This window comes from Amycolatopsis regifaucium, assembly GCF_001613935.1.
GTDB lineage: Bacteria > Actinomycetota > Actinomycetes > Mycobacteriales > Pseudonocardiaceae > Amycolatopsis > Amycolatopsis regifaucium.
This window is the reverse complement of sequence record NZ_LQCI01000003.1, coordinates 1-18,119: the sequence shown is the minus strand read 5'-3', so window position 1 is coordinate 18,119 and position 18,119 is coordinate 1. Positions and strand designations below refer to the sequence as shown.

Below are 18,119 nucleotides of genomic sequence, written 5' to 3'. Positions count from 1 at the left end.
GGAAATGTATCCGAGCGGCTCCATTCTGTACCCGGTTCTTCTATCATCAGACGGTGCCGGAGAGGGGATTCAAGCGGCGTATGCCGCTCATCGTGCTGTCGGCCACCTGCCTGGCGCTCGTGATCGCCGTCGCCACCGGGGCGGTGAAACCCGTCCCCGGCCTCGGCCTCACGCAGCCCGGGCATTGGGTCGCCAACCCCGCGCTCGGCCTGGTCTTCTTCGTCAACGGTGCCAACCGGAGCGTCGACGCCCAGGCCGCCGTGCCAGGTCTCGAACCCGGCTCCGACGTGGTCCAGGGCGACACGAGCGCGTACGTGATCGGTCAGCGGCGGATCATCGAGTTCGGCAAATCCGACCTCACGGTGAGCCGCACGGTGGATCAGCCGGTGACCGGCGAACGGCCGTTCCTGCTCGAAACCGCGGGCGGTCCCTACCTCGTCTTCCGCGAGGCGGGACGGGTCGTCCGGCTCGGTGACGCGTTCGCGTCGATCGACACGGGCGGCTCCCTCGGCGATCCGGTGGCCACCTCGGACGGCACAGTGTGGCTGCAGCGGACAGGCGACGGAATGCTGTGCCGGCTGTCGAAGGGTTCCGACACCGTCGGCTGCCCGGTGCAGGCCATCCGCGGGCATTCCGGTGCGCTGACCGTCGTCGGCGACACGCCGGCGTATGTCGACACCACGGCGAGCACCCTGCAGACAGTCACCGACACCGGGCTCGGCAAGCCGCTGCCGCTGAACGCGTCGTTCAGCCCAGCCGCACAGATCGCCTCGGCCGACGCGGCCGGCCGGATCGCGGTCCTCGAGCCGGGCTTGCGCAAGCTGTACTTTCTCGACGCGAGTGGCCTGAGCGCCGGGCGCCATCCCGGCCCGCCCAAGACGATCGACCTGTCCGACGGCCAGTACTCGCGGCCGACCGCTTCGTCCTCGGCCGTCGTCCTGCTCGATCTGACCCACAACACCGTGCTCACCTACTCCCCGGACGGTTCGCCGCGGCACATGATGCCGATCCCGCCGGACAACGGATCGCCGAAGCTCTCGCGCGGTGAGGACAAACGGGTCTACATCGAAGGCGCGCAAGGGAACCACGTCCTGGTGGTCGATCGGGAGGGCACGGTCGCGAAGGTCGCGGTGACGGCCGACAAGCCGCCGGTCCCGCTGTCCACGCCGCCCCCGTCCTCGACGGTCCAGCTGCCCCCACAACGAGGCAACGGCGGCGAACGGCCGAAATCGCCGGAACAGGCGAAACCGCAGACGAAACCGCAGACCCCTCCGACGTCCGCCAAGGCGCTGGCGGCGAGCCCTCCCGCCATCCCCGGCGGACTTCGCGCCACCTTGGCGGACGCGACGGCGAACGTCACCTGGGGCGCGGCGGCGGCGAACGGCGCGGCGGTGACCGGCTATCGCGTGTCGTGGACACCGTCGTCCGGATCGGGCGCGGGTTCGGCGACGCTCGGCGCCGACGCGCGGTCGACGTCGATCCCGGATCTGCGCGAAGGCGTGACCTACACGATCGCGGTCGCGGCGGAGAGCCGCGCGGGCCGAGGCGCCCCGGCCACGGTGAGGGTCTCCCGGCCCGCGGCACCGAAACCGACGATCACCATCAGCCGCGGCAAGACCGGGACCTACGACAAAACGTGCGAGGCGCCGGCGTGCGCCAAGATCCACGTGGTGATGAAGGGCTTCAAACCCGGCGCCCGCGTCCTCGTCCGGCCATGGTCGAGCGATCCGGATTACGACAACGAGGGACACACGTGCAAGATCCCCGCCAGTGGTGACTGCACCTTCGAGGCGTTCGACTTCGGCCAGGTCGGCAACCAGGTGTGGGTGGTCTCCGACACCGGCGTGAAATCCAACGTCATCACCTGGAAGTCGGGCTAGCGGACGCAGCGGGCGCCACGGATGCCCTTGCTCTCGCTTTCGTAGGAGTGCACGCTGTCGGTTGCCTGCACGACGAAGCAGTACTGCCGACCGGGCTGGACATCGACCCGGTAGGTCGTGCCGCTCTCGACGTAGTGAGTCTTCCGCGGCAAGTCCAGGCCCGCGACGATGACGGCGTAGTGCAGCGTGGAGCCGGTGCTGCGCCAGGAAAGTTGGACGTAGTCGCCGTTGTCGACCGGATCGGCGAGGTCCAGTCGCACGGGGTCGGCGGTCGTGGTGGGCACGCTGGTCACCGGTTCGGCGCTCGCGGGCGGCACAGCCAGCTCACGTGGCCGGTTCCGCAGCACGAAAACCGCTGCCGCGGCGAGCAGCACGGCCCCGGCCGCGACACCCACGATCAGCCGGGTCTTCCCCTTACGGTGGGATTTCGCGTGCTCCGGACCGTAGTCCAGGATCGGCGCGCCGAGCGGGCGCGGGGTGGCCGCGACGCCGGGGGTCGCGCCGAGCCGGGTGGCGACCAGGGTGGCGTCGATGGGACGGGCGCCGGGGTCACGCGCCAGCAGTGAGGCCACGAGCGGACCGAGACCCGCCGGGAGGCCGGGCCGGTCGATCGGCGGCACCGGCCCGCTGAGCACGCGCAGCGTCAGCTCGTCCGCGGTCTCGCCCGGCTCTTCCCTGGCCGGGGAACGGCCGGTGAGCGCGAAATACAGCAGCGCGCCGAGGCCGTAGAGATCGGTGCGTTCGTCGCGGACGCCCTCGGTGATCGTTTCCGGCGCGAGGAAGCCCACCGCGGGATCGCCGGGGAACGACTGTCGCAGCGCGAGCCCGAAGTCCGCCAGCACCGGCGCGCCTGACGCGCGGAAGAGGACGTTGCCGGGCGTCATCCCGCCGTGGACGACGCCGGCCTGGTGCGCCGCGGCCAACGTCGTCGCGAGGGCTTCGCCGAGGGAAAGCACGTCCTGCACGGAAAGCGGTCCGAAGGCACCGACGAGTTCGGCCAGCGATTGCGTGCAGAGTTCCATCCGGACGCCGAACCGGCCGTCGGGCAGGTCCTTCGCTTCGGTGGGGATGAGGACCGTGCCGAGCTCGCTCAAGGAGTTCAGCGCGGAGAGTTCCTTGTCCAGTTCGGCGCGGGTGCGGCGATCGACGCGGCCTGGGTACACCTTGAGCGCGAAGGCCTCGCCGGTCGTCTCGTCCATTCCGGCCAGCACGGTGGCGGCCGGACCCTCGCCCAGTGGCACCAGCTCGTCGTCTTCCATCATTCCCAGTCTGTCATCCGAGGGCCGCCGACGGCGAGCATGTCCGGTGATTGCCGCCTCCGCCGATGTACCGCGGATGTATCCGCCATGGACCCCCGCGGGCCACTCTTGCCACCACGGCGGTGGTTTCTCCACGCCCCATGACCGAGGAGGCGAACATGAAGCGAAATCTGCGGCGCGCGGCCGTCTACGGAGTGGCCGGACTGGCGACCGCCGCGATCGGCGCGACGACGGCGAACGCTCTGGTGGACAGCACGAACGACAGCGCGGCCCCGGCGCCCGCACAGGCCCCATCCCCGGCCCCCGCGCCCGCTCCGGCGCACGCGCCCGGGGCCGCGCCGGTCGCGCCGAAGCCGGTGAACGCCTCGCCGAAGGCGCCCGCAGCGGCCGCACAACAGGCCGCGCCCAAGCCCGCGCACCACGTCAAACCCGCCGCTGCCCATCGCGCCGCCGTCCCGGCCGCGTTGTCGAAGCCGCAGGTGAAGAAGGTGCGGCAGGCGCCGGAGCAGAAGCGGTTCGTGGCCCAGGCGCCGGAGCAGAAGCGGTTCGTGGTCCAGGCGGCGGCCAAGGCGCCGACGGTGTCTCCGTCGCGGATGGCGATCGCTCCGGCCACCCCGAAACTGGACACCGCGATCAAGGCCGTCGACGACGCGCGCAAGAACGTCAAGGACGCCGAAAAGACGTTGCGTGACGCCAAGAAGCGGCTCGCGCAGTCCGAAAAGGACCTGAAGAACCTGCGCGACTCGATGAAGCCGACGTCGGGCAAGAAGCCTTGCCACGACCACCATGGCGCGCACGACCGGCTCAAGAAGGCCAACCTCCCCGACGATCTGGCGAAGCGACTGGCCGCCCTTCGCGCGGAAGGCAAGACGGTTTCGAAGACCACCCACAAGTCCGGCAACACGGTCACGAAGACGGCGAGCTCGTCGGGCAACGGCGCGTCCTCGTGGTCCAGCGCGACTTCGACCAACGGCACCGTCTCCGCCAACGCCTGGTGACGCCATGACCGCCACGCTGGAACCCACCCGGTACATCGTGATCCCACAGGACGTCTGGGAGCGCAAAGACGCGCCGCCACCTCCTCCTGACGACGAGTTCGAGCCGTACTCGGAAGACGACGCGGAATACCTCGCCCGCGAACCCGAACCGCTGAGCCTGGGCGCATACACCGGCCTCGGCGGCGCTACAGGCTCGCTGGCCTTCGGCATCGCGGCGGGCGTATTGGTGGCGTCGCCGATGGGCCTGGTGGTCGGCGTGGCGGCGGGCGTCTTCGGTGGCCTGATGGGCCACTCGCTGGCCGAAGAAATCTACGAACGTAAGCACTGAGCCGAAGATCGCGAAAAGGGGAATCGTGAGTGGTAATGACGGCTCTGACGTCATTACCACTCACGACGCGTAGGCGGGCTATGGCGCCCGGAATGAATCCGAAGCACGCCGCGTCGACCGATCTCGGCGTTGACCGGAGTGCGTTCGAATTCCCGTTTGATGCAGCGGTACGAAGCATGCCGAGAACAGGAGGTCTGATGGAAACCGCAGGACGTCCACTGACCAGGTCGATACTGTACGGCCTGTCCGGTGGAGCGTTGTCAGTGCTCTTTATTCTCGCTGCCGCTCAACAAGCCGAGGCGGCTCCCGCCGTCGGCGGCAAAGGCGGCTCGGGCCAACCGGTCGATCTGCACAAGGTACGGGAGCTTGCCAAAGGTTCGGAGAAGCGGCAGGCGGCTGAGCAGGCACAGCGGAAGACCGAGGAACGCAAGACGGAGAAACCACAGGAGAAACCCGCGCCACGGCAGGGTGCTCCCGTAGGCGGCAAAGGCGGCTCCGGCCAACCAGTCGACCTACGCAAAATCATGAAAACCGACAAAAACTCGAACCAACGAAAGGAAACCCAACAGACACAGCGCAAAACCGAAGAACACAAGACAGAGAAACCACAAGAGAAACCCGCCCCACGCCAGGGTGCTCCCGTAGGCGGCAAAGGCGGCTCCGGCCAACCAGTCGACCTACGCAAAATCATGAAAACCGACAAGGATCGACACCAAGACACCGAGCAGCCACAGCGGAAGACTGGGCAGCCTACGGCGGAGAAGCCGCAGGAGAAACCCGCACCACGTCAGAGCATCCCCGTAGGCGGCAAAGGCGGCTCCGGCCAACCAGTCGATCTGCGGAAAATCATGAAGATCGACAAGGGCAAGGATTCGAAGGACCATCTCGTCGGCAACGTGCTCGACGAGGCACGGGAAACCGTCGTGGAGGGTTTGGCGTCGATTCCGCACGCTATCAAGGGTTTCGTGGACGCGAACCAGGACGCCACGACGTGGTCCGAGGCCGATCCGAACAGTGACGAGTGGCGCGCGGCCGACAAACGCATCAAGGAACGCGGCGAGGCCGTCGCCGAGGTAGTGCGAAATCCCGGCAAAGTGGTGGAAGAAGTCGTCCGTCCTTACAAGGAGGACTGGAACAGCGACCAGCCGGAACGTGTCGTCGGCCGGGCGGCGGTCGACATCGGCACGATGTTCATCCCCGGTGTCGGCGTTGGCAAGAGAGTGATGAACGCGGCCGAGGCGTTGTCCGGAGGCCGGGGACCCGACCTGGGCACCATCGCCAGGCCGCGGCCGGACCGTGAGCCCGGCAAAGGATCAACGTCGGGAAGTCCCACGCCCGCCGACCTCCCGGCCCGCCCGGACAGTGGCGCTGGAACGCCAAATCCACAGAATTCGCCGGATCGAGCCGGCACCGCGCCGCCCACCGGCACTCAGGGCTCCAAGGCGGACACGACCGCACCAAGGACGTCGTCCCGGTCGCCGAACAAGGACGGGCAAGACAGAAGGGTGCTACCGGCTCCGGTGACCCAACTGCCCACGTTGCCCCGCGGCGATTCCCCCGCTCGTCGAGCGGCCGATAAACCTCGGCAGGACACCGATACCCCACCGTCGCCGAAATCCGGCGACGCCGAATCCAAGCAGCGGTCGAGCGACCGGACACCGGAAGCAGATACGAAAACCTCTCCGGAATCGCGGGACTCGGCCGACGCGGCGACCCGCTGCCCGACACCGAACAGCTTCGTACCCGGTACCCCTGTCCTGCTGGCCGACGGCACGTACAAGCCGATCGAAAAAGTCAACCTCGGCGACCGCGTACTGGCCACCGACCCTGTCACCGGCCTCACCCAGGCCCGACCGGTGATCAACCTGATTCCGGGCCAGGGCCTGAAGGAACTGGTACGAATCACCGTTGACACCGACGGCGACCGGGGCAACGCAACCGGCACCGTCACGGCCACCGACGAACACCCGTTCTGGGTCGCCGACACCGGCCGCTGGACCGACGCCGAAGACCTGAACCGCGGCGACCTGCTTCGCACCCCCGACGGCCGCCTCCTGCAAGTCGTCGCCGTGCACGAGTGGACGCAGCAGCAACAGGTACACAACCTCACCATCGAGGGCCTGCACACTTACTACGTCAACGTCGGCGGCCAAGACATTCTCACGCACAACGCGGGTGAGGAGAATTGTTTCGCCGGGACCCCTGGGTCCAGCGAACGGTCCATGACCAGGGAGCAATGGCGTGCGGAGCAATCTCGCCAGCGTGCCGAGCGGTCGGTCGCCAACGTCGATCGACCGTTGGAGAACCCGCTTCCGAACGCGGGGCAGGAGGGTCACGGTCACGGCAGGCACGGCTACCAGACGACGGACGGGCAGCAAGCGACAAGGGTACGCACCGGTATAGCCCCGGATGGTTCATCCGCACCAGCCGGCCGCGCCTCCCGGTTCCGCAACGCACAAGCCGAAGCCGAAGCCCTAGGCCGGGCGGCCAGCAAGCTCGAAGCGAACCTTCGCGACGGCGCGGTGCCTTCCTACACTGATCCGGTGACTGGTAAACCGCTCTATTTCGACCCGGCTTCTGGTGTACCGGTCCGGCACCGCGTCTTGGTGACCACTGATGACCCGCGAGGGTTCGGAGAGTCAGCACAAGTCGCGCGCCGGGTCGGCGGACCGAGTAGTCCCTTCGTGCTGGACGCGAACGGCAATCGAATTCCCGATCTCGTCGTGACGCCCCAGAAGACCGCCCGAGTCGTCTACGAGTACGTGCGAAGCGCGAACGAGTGGCGCCCCATCAGCTACTACCCGGAGCCGTGAGCCGATGATGTCGACCCCCCAGGACGTGCTGCTCAATGAGTTCGGGACGTATTATCTCGCCGACGAACTGGGTTACTTTGTCGACGATGCCCTGGAAGAGCATGCCGACCATTCCGCGACGCGGATAGTGCGCTTTCACAGCGACCTTGCCGCCGAGGTGGCGGATCTACTGCAGAAGATGGCGGCCGATCCCGCTCATCCGTTGTTCGAAACCATCGGCAAGGAGACGTTGTACGACTGGAATGGCGATCAGGACTCGTGGGCCAAGTTTCAACGGCTCGCACGACGTATGTCCGAAGGGATCGCCAAGGGCATCAGCGGGTGAGGGAGCCTCGCACCGGCAATCTCGACCAGACGCCGGACAAGCGAGGAGCCCGGGTCCGCCGTCCAATGGCCCGGCTTCGTATCGAGCTGAGGCCGATTATCGGCGGCAAGGGGCAGCAGGAACCGCCGAGCGAGAGGAATTGGCCCGTTCGTCGAATACGCGGCAAGGGGCTGTGCTGTCGGCCGCTGCGCAAACCCTGAATGTACTGCGGAAAGACCGTTCCTGTACCTAGCCGATTACGCTGAGCCGGTGGCATGATGAGCCGAACGGTCCAGCGGGATCGACTTCGCAGGGGGCAAGGTGAGCAAGTCCAAGGCCGGAGAGGCCTTCGAACTGATCGCGGCGAACATCCAGGGCGTCATCCGCGGTAAGCCGGAGGTCGTCCGGCTTGCCGTGGCCGCGCTCTTCGCCGAGGGGCATCTGCTCATCGAGGATGTCCCCGGCCTCGGCAAGACCACGCTGGCCCGCTGCCTCGCCCGCAGTATCGGCGGGAGCTGGAGCCGGATCCAGTTCACGCCGGACCTGCTTCCCGGCGACATCACCGGCGTCACCGTCTATCACCAGAAGGACGAGCGGTTCGCGTTCCACCCCGGTGGCGTCTTCTCCAATATCGTGGTCGCCGACGAAATCAACCGTGGCACCCCGAAAACGCAGTCCGCGCTGCTCGAGGTGATGGCCGAGCGGCGGGTCACGGTCGACGCCGTCGGGCACGAGGTGCCACGGCCGTTCCTCGTCATCGCCACCCAGAACCCGATCGAGATGGAGGGCACCTACCGGCTGCCCGAGGCCCAGCTCGACCGGTTCCTGATGCGGCTTTCGGTCGGCTACCCGGATCTGCAGTCCGAGGTCATGGTGATCATGGGTGACTGCGCCGGGGTCTCCGCCGACGACCTGCCGGCCGTGGTCGACATCCCGATGTTGCTGGACGCGATCGCCGAAGTCCGCGCCGGTCACCTCGACCAGGCTGTCTGCGAGTACGCGGCCCGGATCGCCGCGGCCACCCGGGTGCATTCCGCCGTGCGGTTCGGTGCGAGTCCTCGCGGCAGCATCGCGCTCGTCCGGGCCGCGCAAGCGATCGCCGCGACCGGAGGCCGCCAGTTCGTCACTCCCGACGACATCAAGGAAGTCGCCGTCCCGGTGCTCGCGCACCGGCTCGTGCTCACCGCGGAGGCCGAACTCAACCAGCGCGGCCCCGCGGACATCGTGGCCGAGGTGCTCGCGGCCGTCCCGGCGCCGGCGATGAACCACGCGGGCCGCTGACCATGCGGCTGACCGCCCGCGGCGTGGTCTTGTTCGTGCTGTCGGTACTGCTCCTCGCGGTCGCCGAATGGGCGGGCTACCCGCTGTTCCGCGTCATGGGTGCCGTCGGGCTCGCGGCGGTCATCGCCGCGGTCGTCGTCACCGCACGCGGCCTGCGTGTCGACGTCTCCCGCGAGATCTATCCGGATCGCGTCGAACGCGGACGCCCGGCGCTCGCGAAGTTGACGGTCCGCAACGTCGCCGGGCGTCGCCAGCGTGGGTTCGACGCCTGGGACAAAGCAGGCGTCGCCGTCCAAACCGTCCGGGTCCGGTCGCTCGCCCAAGACGCCGAAGCCACCTATCGCTACGAATTGCCGACCGGTCGCCGGGGCAGGCTCCCGGTAGGGCCGCTGACGCTGCACCGGGTGGACCCCTTCGGCCTGGCGAGGAATCGGCTTTCCGCCGGAGAGACCGCGGAACTCTGGGTGCATCCGCGCCGTCATCCCGCCCGTGCCCTGATCGGTGGCTACCCGCGTCATCACCACGACGGCAGGACGACCGACTCGCTGCGTGGTTCGCTCGATCTTCGCGACGTCCGCGAGTACCAGCCTGGCGACGAAGTCCGGCACCTGCATTGGAAGGCCACCGCGCGGACCGGCCGGATGATGGTGCGCGACTACGCCGATCCGCAGCAGCCGCGGTTCACCCTCCTGCTCGACACCCGCCGGACTTCCTTCACCCCTGAGGTCTTCGAAGAAGCCGTCGACCTCGCCGCGTCGCTGCTGCACGCGTCCGCGATGGCCGGGCATCACACCCGGCTCGTCGGTTCCGGCGGTCTCGACCTCACCACCGCCGGTGGCCCGCTCGGTTCGCGGCTTCTGCTCGACGAGTTGTGCCAGCTCGGCCAGGACACCGGGGAAACGCTCGTGACGCGCGAGCTGGCGGCCGCACGTGACCAGGGCGGCTGCCTGCTGGCCGTCACCACCGGCAGGCTCGACGGGTTGACCGCCCTGCGGCCACGCTATTCCTCACTGTTCCTCGTCGACCTCGCCGCGGCCGGGCCGATCGTCGTGCCCGGCGTCCGGGTGCTCAACGCCGCCGATGCCGCGCACGCGGTCCGCAAATGGAACGAGGTGGTGGGATGAACCGCCTCACCACCGCGTTGATCCTGCTGGCCGCCGCGGTCGCGGGACTGTTCTTCACTCCGGTGTTCGGCGTGACGGCGTTGCTCGCACCCATCGGCGTCCCGCTGATTCTGGCCTTCGGCGTCACCGAGCTGTGCGCGCGCTGGGTGGCCCTGGCGCCGTGGCGGGCGTTGTCGCTGCTGGCCGTGGGGCTGGCCGGGGTGGTCGAGACCGTGCTCTATGCGACGACGGCCGCCGGTTTTCCCACCGGCGCCACGGTTTCCGCGCTCGCGGACGGCGTCACCGAATCCTGGCGGCTCGCGCTGCAGTCGACCTGGCCGGCGCGACCGGAGCCGTCCACAGTGCTGTTCGTCCCGCTGCTGGTGCTGCTGGCCGGGGTGCTCGGGGTGGAGCTGCTCCGGCTGAGGCGGCCGCTCCTCGCACTTCTTCCGAGTTTCGCCGTCGTGGTGGTGAGCCAGCTTTTCCAGGCGATGTCCGGAGTCACGGCCCTGTTCGGCGGCCTCGGGTACGCGGCGGTCGCGGGTGGGGTGTTCGCCCTGATGCCGCAGGCGGACGTGGAAGGTCACCGCAGGAAAGCGCCCATGCTGACGTTGGCCGTACCCGCGTTCGTACTCGGCGTCGCCGGGGCGCTCGTCGCGAATCTGCTCGTGCCCGCGCCCGGACCGGCGTACTCGCTGAAACAGGATCAGCTCGCCGAACTCGACGCGCGGGTCGCGAACCCGCTGGACGAGCTGGCCTACCGGCTGGAACACCCGAACACGCCGGTGTTCTCCTTCCGCGGCGACGCCGACACCGACCGCTGGCCACTGGTCGCTTTCGACCTCTTCGACGGCGTCAACTGGAGCCCCGGCAGCCGCTACCGGCGGCTCGGTACCGAGCTGGCTCCCGGTCCGGCGGTGGACGTGCCCACGCACCGGCGATCGGCGACGGTCACCACGAGCGGTCTGGCCGGCCCGTGGCTTCCGAGCCAGACATGGCCCGCGGCGGTCGACGGGATCGCTCCGCTGGTCGAGGAATCGCAGGGCACGCTTTGGCTACCGCGCCCTACCGACGGCCCGCAGCGGTACTCCCTCAGCTGGTGGTCACCGGAGATCAATCCGGCGGATCTGCTCGACGCGGCGCTCGACTCGTCCGCTCCCGGCGGTCTCGCGGGCATCGGCGACGTGCCGCCGGAAGTCGGGCAACTCGCCCGGGACGCCGTCGGCGGGTTGCGACCCAGTTTCCGGATCGCGCTCGCGCTGGAGCGGTTCTTGCGTGAGCACTATCGGCTGGCCACCGGCACCGACCTGCCCAGCGGACACAGCTGGCCACAACTTCGGAAGTTCCTGTTCGAGACCAAACTGGGCACGAGCGAGCAGTTCGCGAGCGCGTACGTCGCCCTCGCCCGGACCCTCGCCATCCCGGCCCGGCTGGTGGTCGGCTTCCGGACGCCGGACAAGCCGAATGCCGACGGCGGTTACACCGTCCACAACGGCGATGCCGTGGCCTGGCCGGAGGTCGCCGTCTCCGGCGTCGGCTGGGTGGCGCTGGATCCGACGGGCGAAGCGCGCACCACGGCCGGCAGCGCGAACAGCCTGGCGGCGGTGACCGCGCAGGCGCGAACACAACTGCCGCCGGCCGAGCAGTTGCGGGATCGGCCGCTGCCCGGTGGCGATTCCGGCCCCGGCGACGGCGGCACCGGAGACGGTGGCTGGACGTTCCCGTACGGCCCGATCCTGATCGCGCTCGCGGCGCTGACGGTGGCGTGGTTCGCCGGGATCCCGCTGGCCAAGGGCGTGCGGGCGTGGCGACGGCGACGTCAGCCCGGCATCGGCGCGGTGCTCGGTGCCTGCCGGGAGGTCAAGGACCGGCTACGCGAGCACCGCGTCCCGTGTACCGCCGGTATGACGGTCCGCGATCTGGCGGCGGTCGCGCACGGCACCGTCGATCCGTCCACAGTGGAGGGCTTGCGCCTGTTGGCGTCCACAGTGGACGTCGCACTGTGGTCGGGGGTCGGCACCGGCCCGCATTCCGGACCGCAGGCGTGGGCGGCGGTACGGGAAGTCCGGCGTGGCTTGGCCAAACGTGGCCTGCGCGCCCGGCTCCGCGCCGCCGTGAACCCGCGCACGTTGTTGCCCGGCCACTCCTGAACGGCAACCGGAGCCGACTCCTCGCTTCTCAGGCCCGGTAGGGTCCTTGACTCCCGAGATCCGGGCTCACCTGGGGGTGACGCCCCTCCTGCCCGGGAACCGGGGTGACGGTCGGCTGCCAGACAGCGTCGGTCGGTGTCTGCTTGACCCTGACTTCGGCCTCCGGACCCACCGATGTCACGGGCCGTTCGGTCTCTCGCTCGTGGAAATGCGCCTCGACGACGTCGTCCTGTCGCTGGCGGGCGAGCACGGACAGCGTGAGTACGTGGGCCAGGGCCATCAGCAGGAGGAAGATGCCCAGCCTGCCGACCAGCGCTGACGTCGAGCCCGACCACTGGGGGCCTACGACCGAGAGCAGGGCAAGCACTCCGATGGAGACCAGGTGGAAGACGGTCACCACCATCCAGGCCGTCGAACCGCTCCCTTCCCCGCCGTCTCGTCCGCGCAGGTAGCGGCGGGCGCCGCGGTAGAGGACCTGGCCGTCCGCGACGACGAAGATCAGACCGATGATCAGGAATCCGGGTAACTCGTTGTCGGGCATCTTCTTCTCCTCCGTTTACTCTCGGGTACCCGGTGGTCGAAGGTGTGCGGGGTGCTCGTGCCGACTCTTACCTGATCGGGTGACGGCACCCCGGCGAGAAGGGCCTGAAGCTCAACTCGCCGCGGTAACCCAGGGGTTGGGGCGGCAGACCGCGCCGTCCGCTCGGACCTTGGCCGCCGCACCCGGCTCGGCGCGGTTGAGTTCCGCGACGTAGTTGTTGGACAGCCCGAAGGTCTGCTGCATCATCACCGGTGCCGCCGCCCCGTTCGCGGGACAGCCGACATGCCCGTATCCGAGGGCGTGCCCGGTCTCGTGGTTGATCGCGTACTGGTGATATCCCGGAAGGTCACCCTGGAACGAATGCGCGCCTCGCACCCATCGGGCGTGGTTGACGACGATCCTTCGATCGCGGACGAGGTAGCACGACGAGTCGTAAGGGATCTCGAACCCGCAGAGGTCCGGGCGACGACTCGTGTCGGCACTGGTGAGGCTGACCCGGAACGAGGGTGGGGGATCCTCGGTGTCGATCCGCTGGAGCGACACTTCACCGAGCCCGATCCAGCCGCGAGGATCCGCGAAGATCGTCTCGATCTCATGGGGGAACGAGGGGAGTTCGAGTCCGTTCTCGATTTCGACCGTGTAGGTCATTCGCTTCGCACCGGTGCCCGCCACGGAACCGCTCGCACCGGGGATGACGCGCCACGTCCCCGCTCCGGTCGAAGGGAAGGGAGCACCTTCCGGCAGCGCGGCGGATTCAGGCGCTCGGTCGGCCGGTTCAGCCGCCACCGAGGAGGGCGGAGGCTTCGGAGGGGCAGGTTCCGGGGTGACTCGGGTCTCGATGGCGAGGGGCGCCAGGAAAAGAGCCATGGTCAGCATCAGTGCCACGAAGATGACGATCAGCGGCCACCACGTTCGGTCGGCTTCCGAAGCCTTCCACGCCGTGCGAGGCGCGGGCTTGTCCTGCGTCCGAGGCGGCTCTTCGACGACGGTCCTGTGCCCCCGGGGAGGCATCCGGTGTTTGTGCGGGGCCGCGACCTCACCACCCGGTTGCGCCGGAGGCCTGCTCGCCGCGGTCGAGAACGAGTGAGAGCGCGGTTGCGGCAGCCAGTCGATGCGGCGACCGTCGCGGCGCACGTGCGCGGGCTCAGTAGGCAAGGCCCACACCCGCACAAGCGGCCGTCGGCTCGGCGCCCGACAGCGGGTACGACACGGTGGCAGGATCCCCGTCCGAGGTGTAGCGGCGCCCGGACGGGGATCCGAGCTCATCGAGCCAGTGTGCCGAGCCGTACTCGGCCTCCGGCCCGGAACCTTGCGACCGGATCCGAGGGATCGCGGCAGGTTCGAACGCGCGCGAGCACGGAGAAGGAGCGGGCCCGGCCCCTACGAGTAACGCGCCCCGGTAGGAATAGCCCGGTCCCTGCAGCGCCAGTTCTTCGCGCCGGGGCTGAGCGCCATAAGGCAGAGCGAGCGTGCTGGGCTGATAGCCGGGAAGCGCCTGCCTGATCAGCGCGTCACCGTCGGCGATCGCGGTGGTCGCCGCCGTTTCGGTGGCACGGCGCAGATTCGTGTGCTTCGCCGTGTGATTGCCGATCTCGAAGTGATGATCGGAGAGCCAGCGCAGGGCACGCCCATCTCCACCGAACGGGTGCTCGTTGACGTACAGGCTGGCGACGGGGCGGAATCGAGGATGGGCCGCCGCGACGTCCAAGAGGATCCGCACGGCCGTGCCCGCGGCGGGCTGCCCGTCCGGCGCGAGGGTGAACACGCTCGGGTCGCCGTCGTCGAAGGTCAGTACGACCGGGTGCGTTCCGGCGGGCAGGTCCAGGTTCCGGCTCACCAGATCGGCGGTGGTGACGGGAACATAGTTCTCGGCGGCGAGCCGTTCCAGCTCCGCGGCGAACTCGGCGGGCGTGCGGTCGTAGACCGACCGCGGCTTCGCGACGATCCGGTGGTACATCAGGACCGGTATCCGGCCCAGCTCGTCAGCGGCCACCTGACGCGCGAACGCGGGTGTCACGCGCGCGGGCGCGACAGCCAGTTCCGGTGCCGGCGGTGCCGGTGTCGGGGTCACTGGCCCGGGAGCCCCGCAAGCGGCCACAAGGACGACGGCGAGCCCCGCGCCGAGCCGGAGAAAAGAAGGCATGCGGGAAGTGTGCGGCTGTATCGAGACATGGACAGTCCGATCCACCGGGTCGGGTGAGCGTGGATTTCGTTGGCTTCGCTGGAAAATCAACGTATCCGCAGGTCGGGGCGGAGAGTCCGAAATCATCAACCGCACGATGTGGTGATCGTCGGGAATCGAGTTTGCCCGAAGATCAACGAGGGTACTTTCCAGCCCTGGTCCCGAAAACGAGACCAGCCGCCGTGAGCGCACCATCAGGGAGACCGGATGCCCAACCACAGCCGTCGCTTCGTACTCACCGTCGGCCTGGCAGGGCTTGCCGCGAGCGCGTGCGGCGCCTCCCCGCAGAGTCCGGGGCTCGTCGTCCGGGCGACGCCGGCCCCGGTGGAACCGGCGGTCGCCGCGCCGCCCGTCGACCCGCTCGCGACGAATCTGCTCGTCGGCTTCTGCGGCGCACCCGGCTCGAAGGCTCTTGGCCGGATGACGGGCGATCTCTCGGCCGCGAGCCTCGAACTCCAAAAGCAGATCAAGACCTTTCCGGCGGGGCGGCCGATCACCCCGGTCGTCGAGTTGATCGCCACCACCGTGCACCGCTCCCCCGGCGCGGACGGGATGTACCGCAGTCGTTGCGCGGACAAGACCATCCGGGAGTATCTCGACGCCGCGCGCGCGATGAACGGCCTGTTGCTGCTGGACATCCAGCCCGGGCGGGCCGACTTTCTGCCCGAAGTGCGGGCCTATGAGCACTGGTTGAAGGAACCCGACGTCGGCGTCGCGCTCGACCCCGAGTGGGCGGTCGAGCCGGGGGCGATCCCGGGCAAGAAGTTCGGCCGCACCACCGGAGCCGAACTCGACGAGGTCGCCGCCTATCTCGGTGAGCTGGCGGAGCGACACCGGCTTCCCGCCAAGGTCATGGTCTACCACCAGGTGACGTCTTCGGTGGTGCGCGACGAAGAGCTCCTGCGTCCGCACCCTGGGGTGTCGGTAGTGAAGGTGGTCGACGGGATCGGGTCGGGCTCGGCGAAGAAGGCGACCTGGAAGACGCTCATGCCGAGCAAGCCCGCCCACGTGCGGCCCGGCTTCAAACTCTTCTTCGACGAGGACACTCGCCGCGATGCGGCCTTGATGACCCCTGAGGAAGTCCTCGCCCTGACGCCGACACCGGCTTACGTGATTTACGAATAGCCTCCTGCGGAAAGTAGCAGCCGGAAGTGGGGTGACCAATGTTTCCGCAGTCACCCCACTTGGGCACCTCAGATATCGCAGCCGCCCTTTCGGGTCGTGACGACGACGATCTCACTGCCAGTTACCCCACGCCGACCATCGCACCCAGCATTCTCACTCGATCGTGTTGTTTATCTTCCAGGGTGCACGGGTAATCAGTTAAGTTATTCTTTGCGCGGAAATACCCTCATCGGGTGCGAGGCGTGGGATCCACTTCCTCATGGGACAGGTGGGCCGTTAGTCTTGGCCACGGTCGGAAAATACGGCCGCCACAAGACCGGGCAGCCACAGGGGGCGCGTATCGCGTCGAGTACGCGAGCCTGTGGCACGGGTCGCACCGATCGCTCGCCGAAGGAGACGAGTCCTGAGATCCCGCCATGGCACCGGTTTTCGGGCCCCTCCGGACAAGCCCGGCAAGGCCGAGCGCTCGTCGCGCGAGTTTCCCTCCTGACTGTCGTCGACCTGCGGCGGAGGCCGTACACGCACAGGTCGCTATTGGTGAGACCCGTTCACTTCGAACCCTCTTCCACGTTTTTTCGGCAGATGACTGATCAACTGTGGAATGCCCGCGATGAGCTGGTCGAGACGCACGTTCACAGGAACGGGTGACGATTCTTCGCCCGCCCCGGATTTCACCCGAAAGCTCCCTTCAGTAGGATGACGGCCGGTTCAAAAAAGAGCCGTGGAAGTACGGATCATGTCCACAAGTCCTCCACCGCCGTCCTTCCTTGTTCGCGCACCCGCGCACCCATCAGCGAACAACGTGCCCACGTCCGGGGGCAGGGGGAGAATTGACCGACTGTCGCATCGTCGCGCCCTTGGGCGCGGCCTTCACACCACGCCTGATCTGCACCGCCGGAGACCGCCTCATCCATCCGTCGGACAGCCAGAACGACCTCGCTCGTATCGTCGTTCGCTGGGCTCGCACCTGGGTTCCCGAGACCTGGCCCGCCCGGCGCTACTTCGCCTCGCTGGGTATCGGCGACGAGGAAAACCCTTGCTATGCCGACAAGGACGTCGCCGGCTGGCTGTTGATAAGACCGAAGCCGGACTCGCTGGCCTGGCGCGTACGTTCGGGAGAGATCGACGTCGCGACGGCACTGACAGTGGAAGCCGAGGCCTGGCCCGGCTGATACCGGCGACAAAGCAGCCCTGTGCGCGTCACTCTTGTGGCGCGGCAGGGCTATTTGTCGTGCCAGGATCTCTTATCCATACTGCCTCGTCGGCCGAATAAGGAGAACAGCCACCGCGCACGGGCGGGTAACCCATTCGGACCACGGATTACGCGGTCAGCGGTCTGCGGCACCCACACGATGGTGGCATGAGTTGGAAAACAAGGTCTGACCTCAGTACGTTTCCTCCCACCGGGCGGGCACACACCTTTGCTGCCGTCTCGTACGACGCAATCGTCGAATCAAGGAGAATCCATGTTGAAGAAAATCGGTTTCGTCGCGGCCACCATGGCTGCCGGAGCGATCCTGAGCGGCGGCATCGCGTCCGCCGACACCCCGGATGACTACTACTTCGACAGCTACGACCACAACGGCCAGGTCGGCCTGATCAACGCGAACAACATCGACGCGCTGCACAACGTGAACGGCACCCTCGGCCTCTGCGGCAACGACGTGAACGTGCTCGGTGTCCAGGTCCCGATCCGTGACTCGCTCAACGGTATCGGTGTCCCGATCCTGTCGCCGGGCTCGCACGAGGCCAGCGGCGAGTCCCCCTACAACTGCGCCTCCGGTGGCATCACCGACGGCGGCACCTCGCAGGGCAACTGATCCTCCCGGCCGAGGCGGACCGTGGTGGTGCGCGGAAACCGACCTCGGCCCGGGTCCGGCGATCCGTGTCGTTGTCGTAAGGCGTGCCCGGTCGCGGTGAAGAGATGCACACTCCGCTCCGTGACCGGGCACGTGACGACGTGATGCGACGCCGGCACGAGTGGGGCCGGTCCGTCCCGCCCAGGAGTAGGCCCGGCCCCACTCAGCGTGAACCGTATGACCGTCATCGTCTTGAGTCCGGCGAGTCGCTCGCCGGACCGGATCTTTCTTCCTCCCCGCCGCCCGGCGGGGATTTCTGAGGAGTCTTTTCAGTGATCAAGCAGCTCGGATTCGTC

General features: G+C 68.2%; 15 protein-coding genes. 11 read left to right on the top strand and 4 right to left on the bottom strand.

What is annotated here, in order from left to right; genetic code table 11:
- Positions 1 to 53: 53 nt before the first annotated feature.
- Positions 54 to 1,880 carry a fibronectin type III domain-containing protein gene (locus AVL48_RS03845; protein ID WP_061985182.1) on the top strand — a complete coding sequence of 609 codons (1,827 nt, stop codon included), beginning with the start codon at positions 54 to 56 and terminating at the stop codon, positions 1,878 to 1,880.
- On the opposite strand, the gene AVL48_RS37975 is transcribed toward AVL48_RS03845, so the two are convergent.
- Complete coding sequence (locus AVL48_RS37975; RefSeq protein WP_244162401.1) at positions 1,877 to 3,139, bottom strand: serine/threonine protein kinase; 1,263 nt, start codon at positions 3,137 to 3,139, stop codon at positions 1,877 to 1,879. The two genes, AVL48_RS03845 and AVL48_RS37975, sit on opposite strands and share 4 nt — an antisense overlap.
- Positions 3,140 to 3,297: 158 nt before the next feature.
- Between AVL48_RS37975 and AVL48_RS03830 the strand changes: the two genes are divergently transcribed.
- The 7 genes from AVL48_RS03830 to AVL48_RS03795 all read left to right on the top strand — a co-directional run bounded on the left by AVL48_RS03830 (position 3,298) and on the right by AVL48_RS03795 (position 12,116).
- On the top strand, positions 3,298 to 4,137 hold the full coding sequence (locus AVL48_RS03830) for a hypothetical protein (protein WP_143104885.1): 840 nt from the start codon (positions 3,298 to 3,300) through the stop codon (positions 4,135 to 4,137).
- 4 nt (positions 4,138 to 4,141) lie between these two features.
- Positions 4,142 to 4,465 (top strand): hypothetical protein, encoded by a 324-nt coding sequence (locus AVL48_RS03825; RefSeq protein ID WP_061985188.1) that lies wholly within the window; start codon positions 4,142 to 4,144, stop codon positions 4,463 to 4,465.
- A gap of 92 nt (positions 4,466 to 4,557) precedes the next feature.
- A complete protein-coding gene (locus tag AVL48_RS03815) occupies positions 4,558 to 7,278 on the top strand; it encodes a polymorphic toxin-type HINT domain-containing protein (protein ID WP_248846469.1) in 2,721 nt (906 codons plus the stop codon).
- 4 nt (positions 7,279 to 7,282) lie between these two features.
- Positions 7,283 to 7,603, top strand: coding sequence for a hypothetical protein (locus AVL48_RS03810; protein ID WP_061985194.1), 321 nt, complete (start codon positions 7,283 to 7,285; stop codon positions 7,601 to 7,603).
- A 300-nt stretch (positions 7,604 to 7,903) separates the two neighbouring features.
- Entirely contained in the window at positions 7,904 to 8,863 is a 960-nt protein-coding gene (locus AVL48_RS03805; protein WP_061985196.1) for an AAA family ATPase, read from the top strand.
- A 2-nt stretch (positions 8,864 to 8,865) separates the two neighbouring features.
- Positions 8,866 to 9,987, top strand: coding sequence for a DUF58 domain-containing protein (locus AVL48_RS03800; protein WP_061985198.1), 1,122 nt, complete (start codon positions 8,866 to 8,868; stop codon positions 9,985 to 9,987).
- Positions 9,984 to 12,116 carry a transglutaminase TgpA family protein gene (locus tag AVL48_RS03795; protein WP_061985200.1) on the top strand — a complete coding sequence of 711 codons (2,133 nt, stop codon included), beginning with the start codon at positions 9,984 to 9,986 and terminating at the stop codon, positions 12,114 to 12,116. The genes AVL48_RS03800 and AVL48_RS03795 overlap by 4 nt, the downstream gene beginning before the upstream one ends.
- Positions 12,117 to 12,144: 28 nt before the next feature.
- Here the strand turns inward: AVL48_RS03795 and AVL48_RS03790 are convergent, their stop codons facing one another.
- The 3 genes from AVL48_RS03790 to AVL48_RS03780 form a co-directional block, all read right to left on the bottom strand.
- Positions 12,145 to 12,657 (bottom strand): hypothetical protein, encoded by a 513-nt coding sequence (locus AVL48_RS03790; protein ID WP_061985202.1) that lies wholly within the window; start codon positions 12,655 to 12,657, stop codon positions 12,145 to 12,147.
- 111 nt (positions 12,658 to 12,768) lie between these two features.
- Positions 12,769 to 13,812: a DUF3152 domain-containing protein gene (locus AVL48_RS03785; protein ID WP_244162399.1), complete on the bottom strand. Its 1,044-nt coding sequence runs from the start codon at positions 13,810 to 13,812 to the stop codon at positions 12,769 to 12,771.
- Complete coding sequence (locus tag AVL48_RS03780; protein ID WP_061985204.1) at positions 13,802 to 14,800, bottom strand: polysaccharide deacetylase family protein; 999 nt, start codon at positions 14,798 to 14,800, stop codon at positions 13,802 to 13,804. Before AVL48_RS03780 ends, AVL48_RS03785 begins: the two co-directional genes overlap by 11 nt.
- Before the next feature lie 246 nt (positions 14,801 to 15,046).
- Here AVL48_RS03780 and AVL48_RS03775 point away from each other — a divergent pair, with 246 nt between their 5' ends.
- The 3 genes from AVL48_RS03775 (at position 15,047) to AVL48_RS03765 (ending at position 17,784) form a co-directional block, all read left to right on the top strand.
- Positions 15,047 to 15,964, top strand: a complete 918-nt coding sequence (locus AVL48_RS03775) for a hypothetical protein (RefSeq protein WP_061985206.1) — start codon at positions 15,047 to 15,049, stop codon at positions 15,962 to 15,964.
- 830 nt (positions 15,965 to 16,794) lie between these two features.
- A complete protein-coding gene (locus AVL48_RS03770; protein WP_061985208.1) occupies positions 16,795 to 17,136 on the top strand; it encodes a hypothetical protein in 342 nt (113 codons plus the stop codon).
- A 294-nt stretch (positions 17,137 to 17,430) separates the two neighbouring features.
- On the top strand, positions 17,431 to 17,784 hold the full coding sequence (locus tag AVL48_RS03765; protein WP_061985210.1) for a hypothetical protein: 354 nt from the start codon (positions 17,431 to 17,433) through the stop codon (positions 17,782 to 17,784).
- Positions 17,785 to 18,119: the final 335 nt, after the last annotated feature.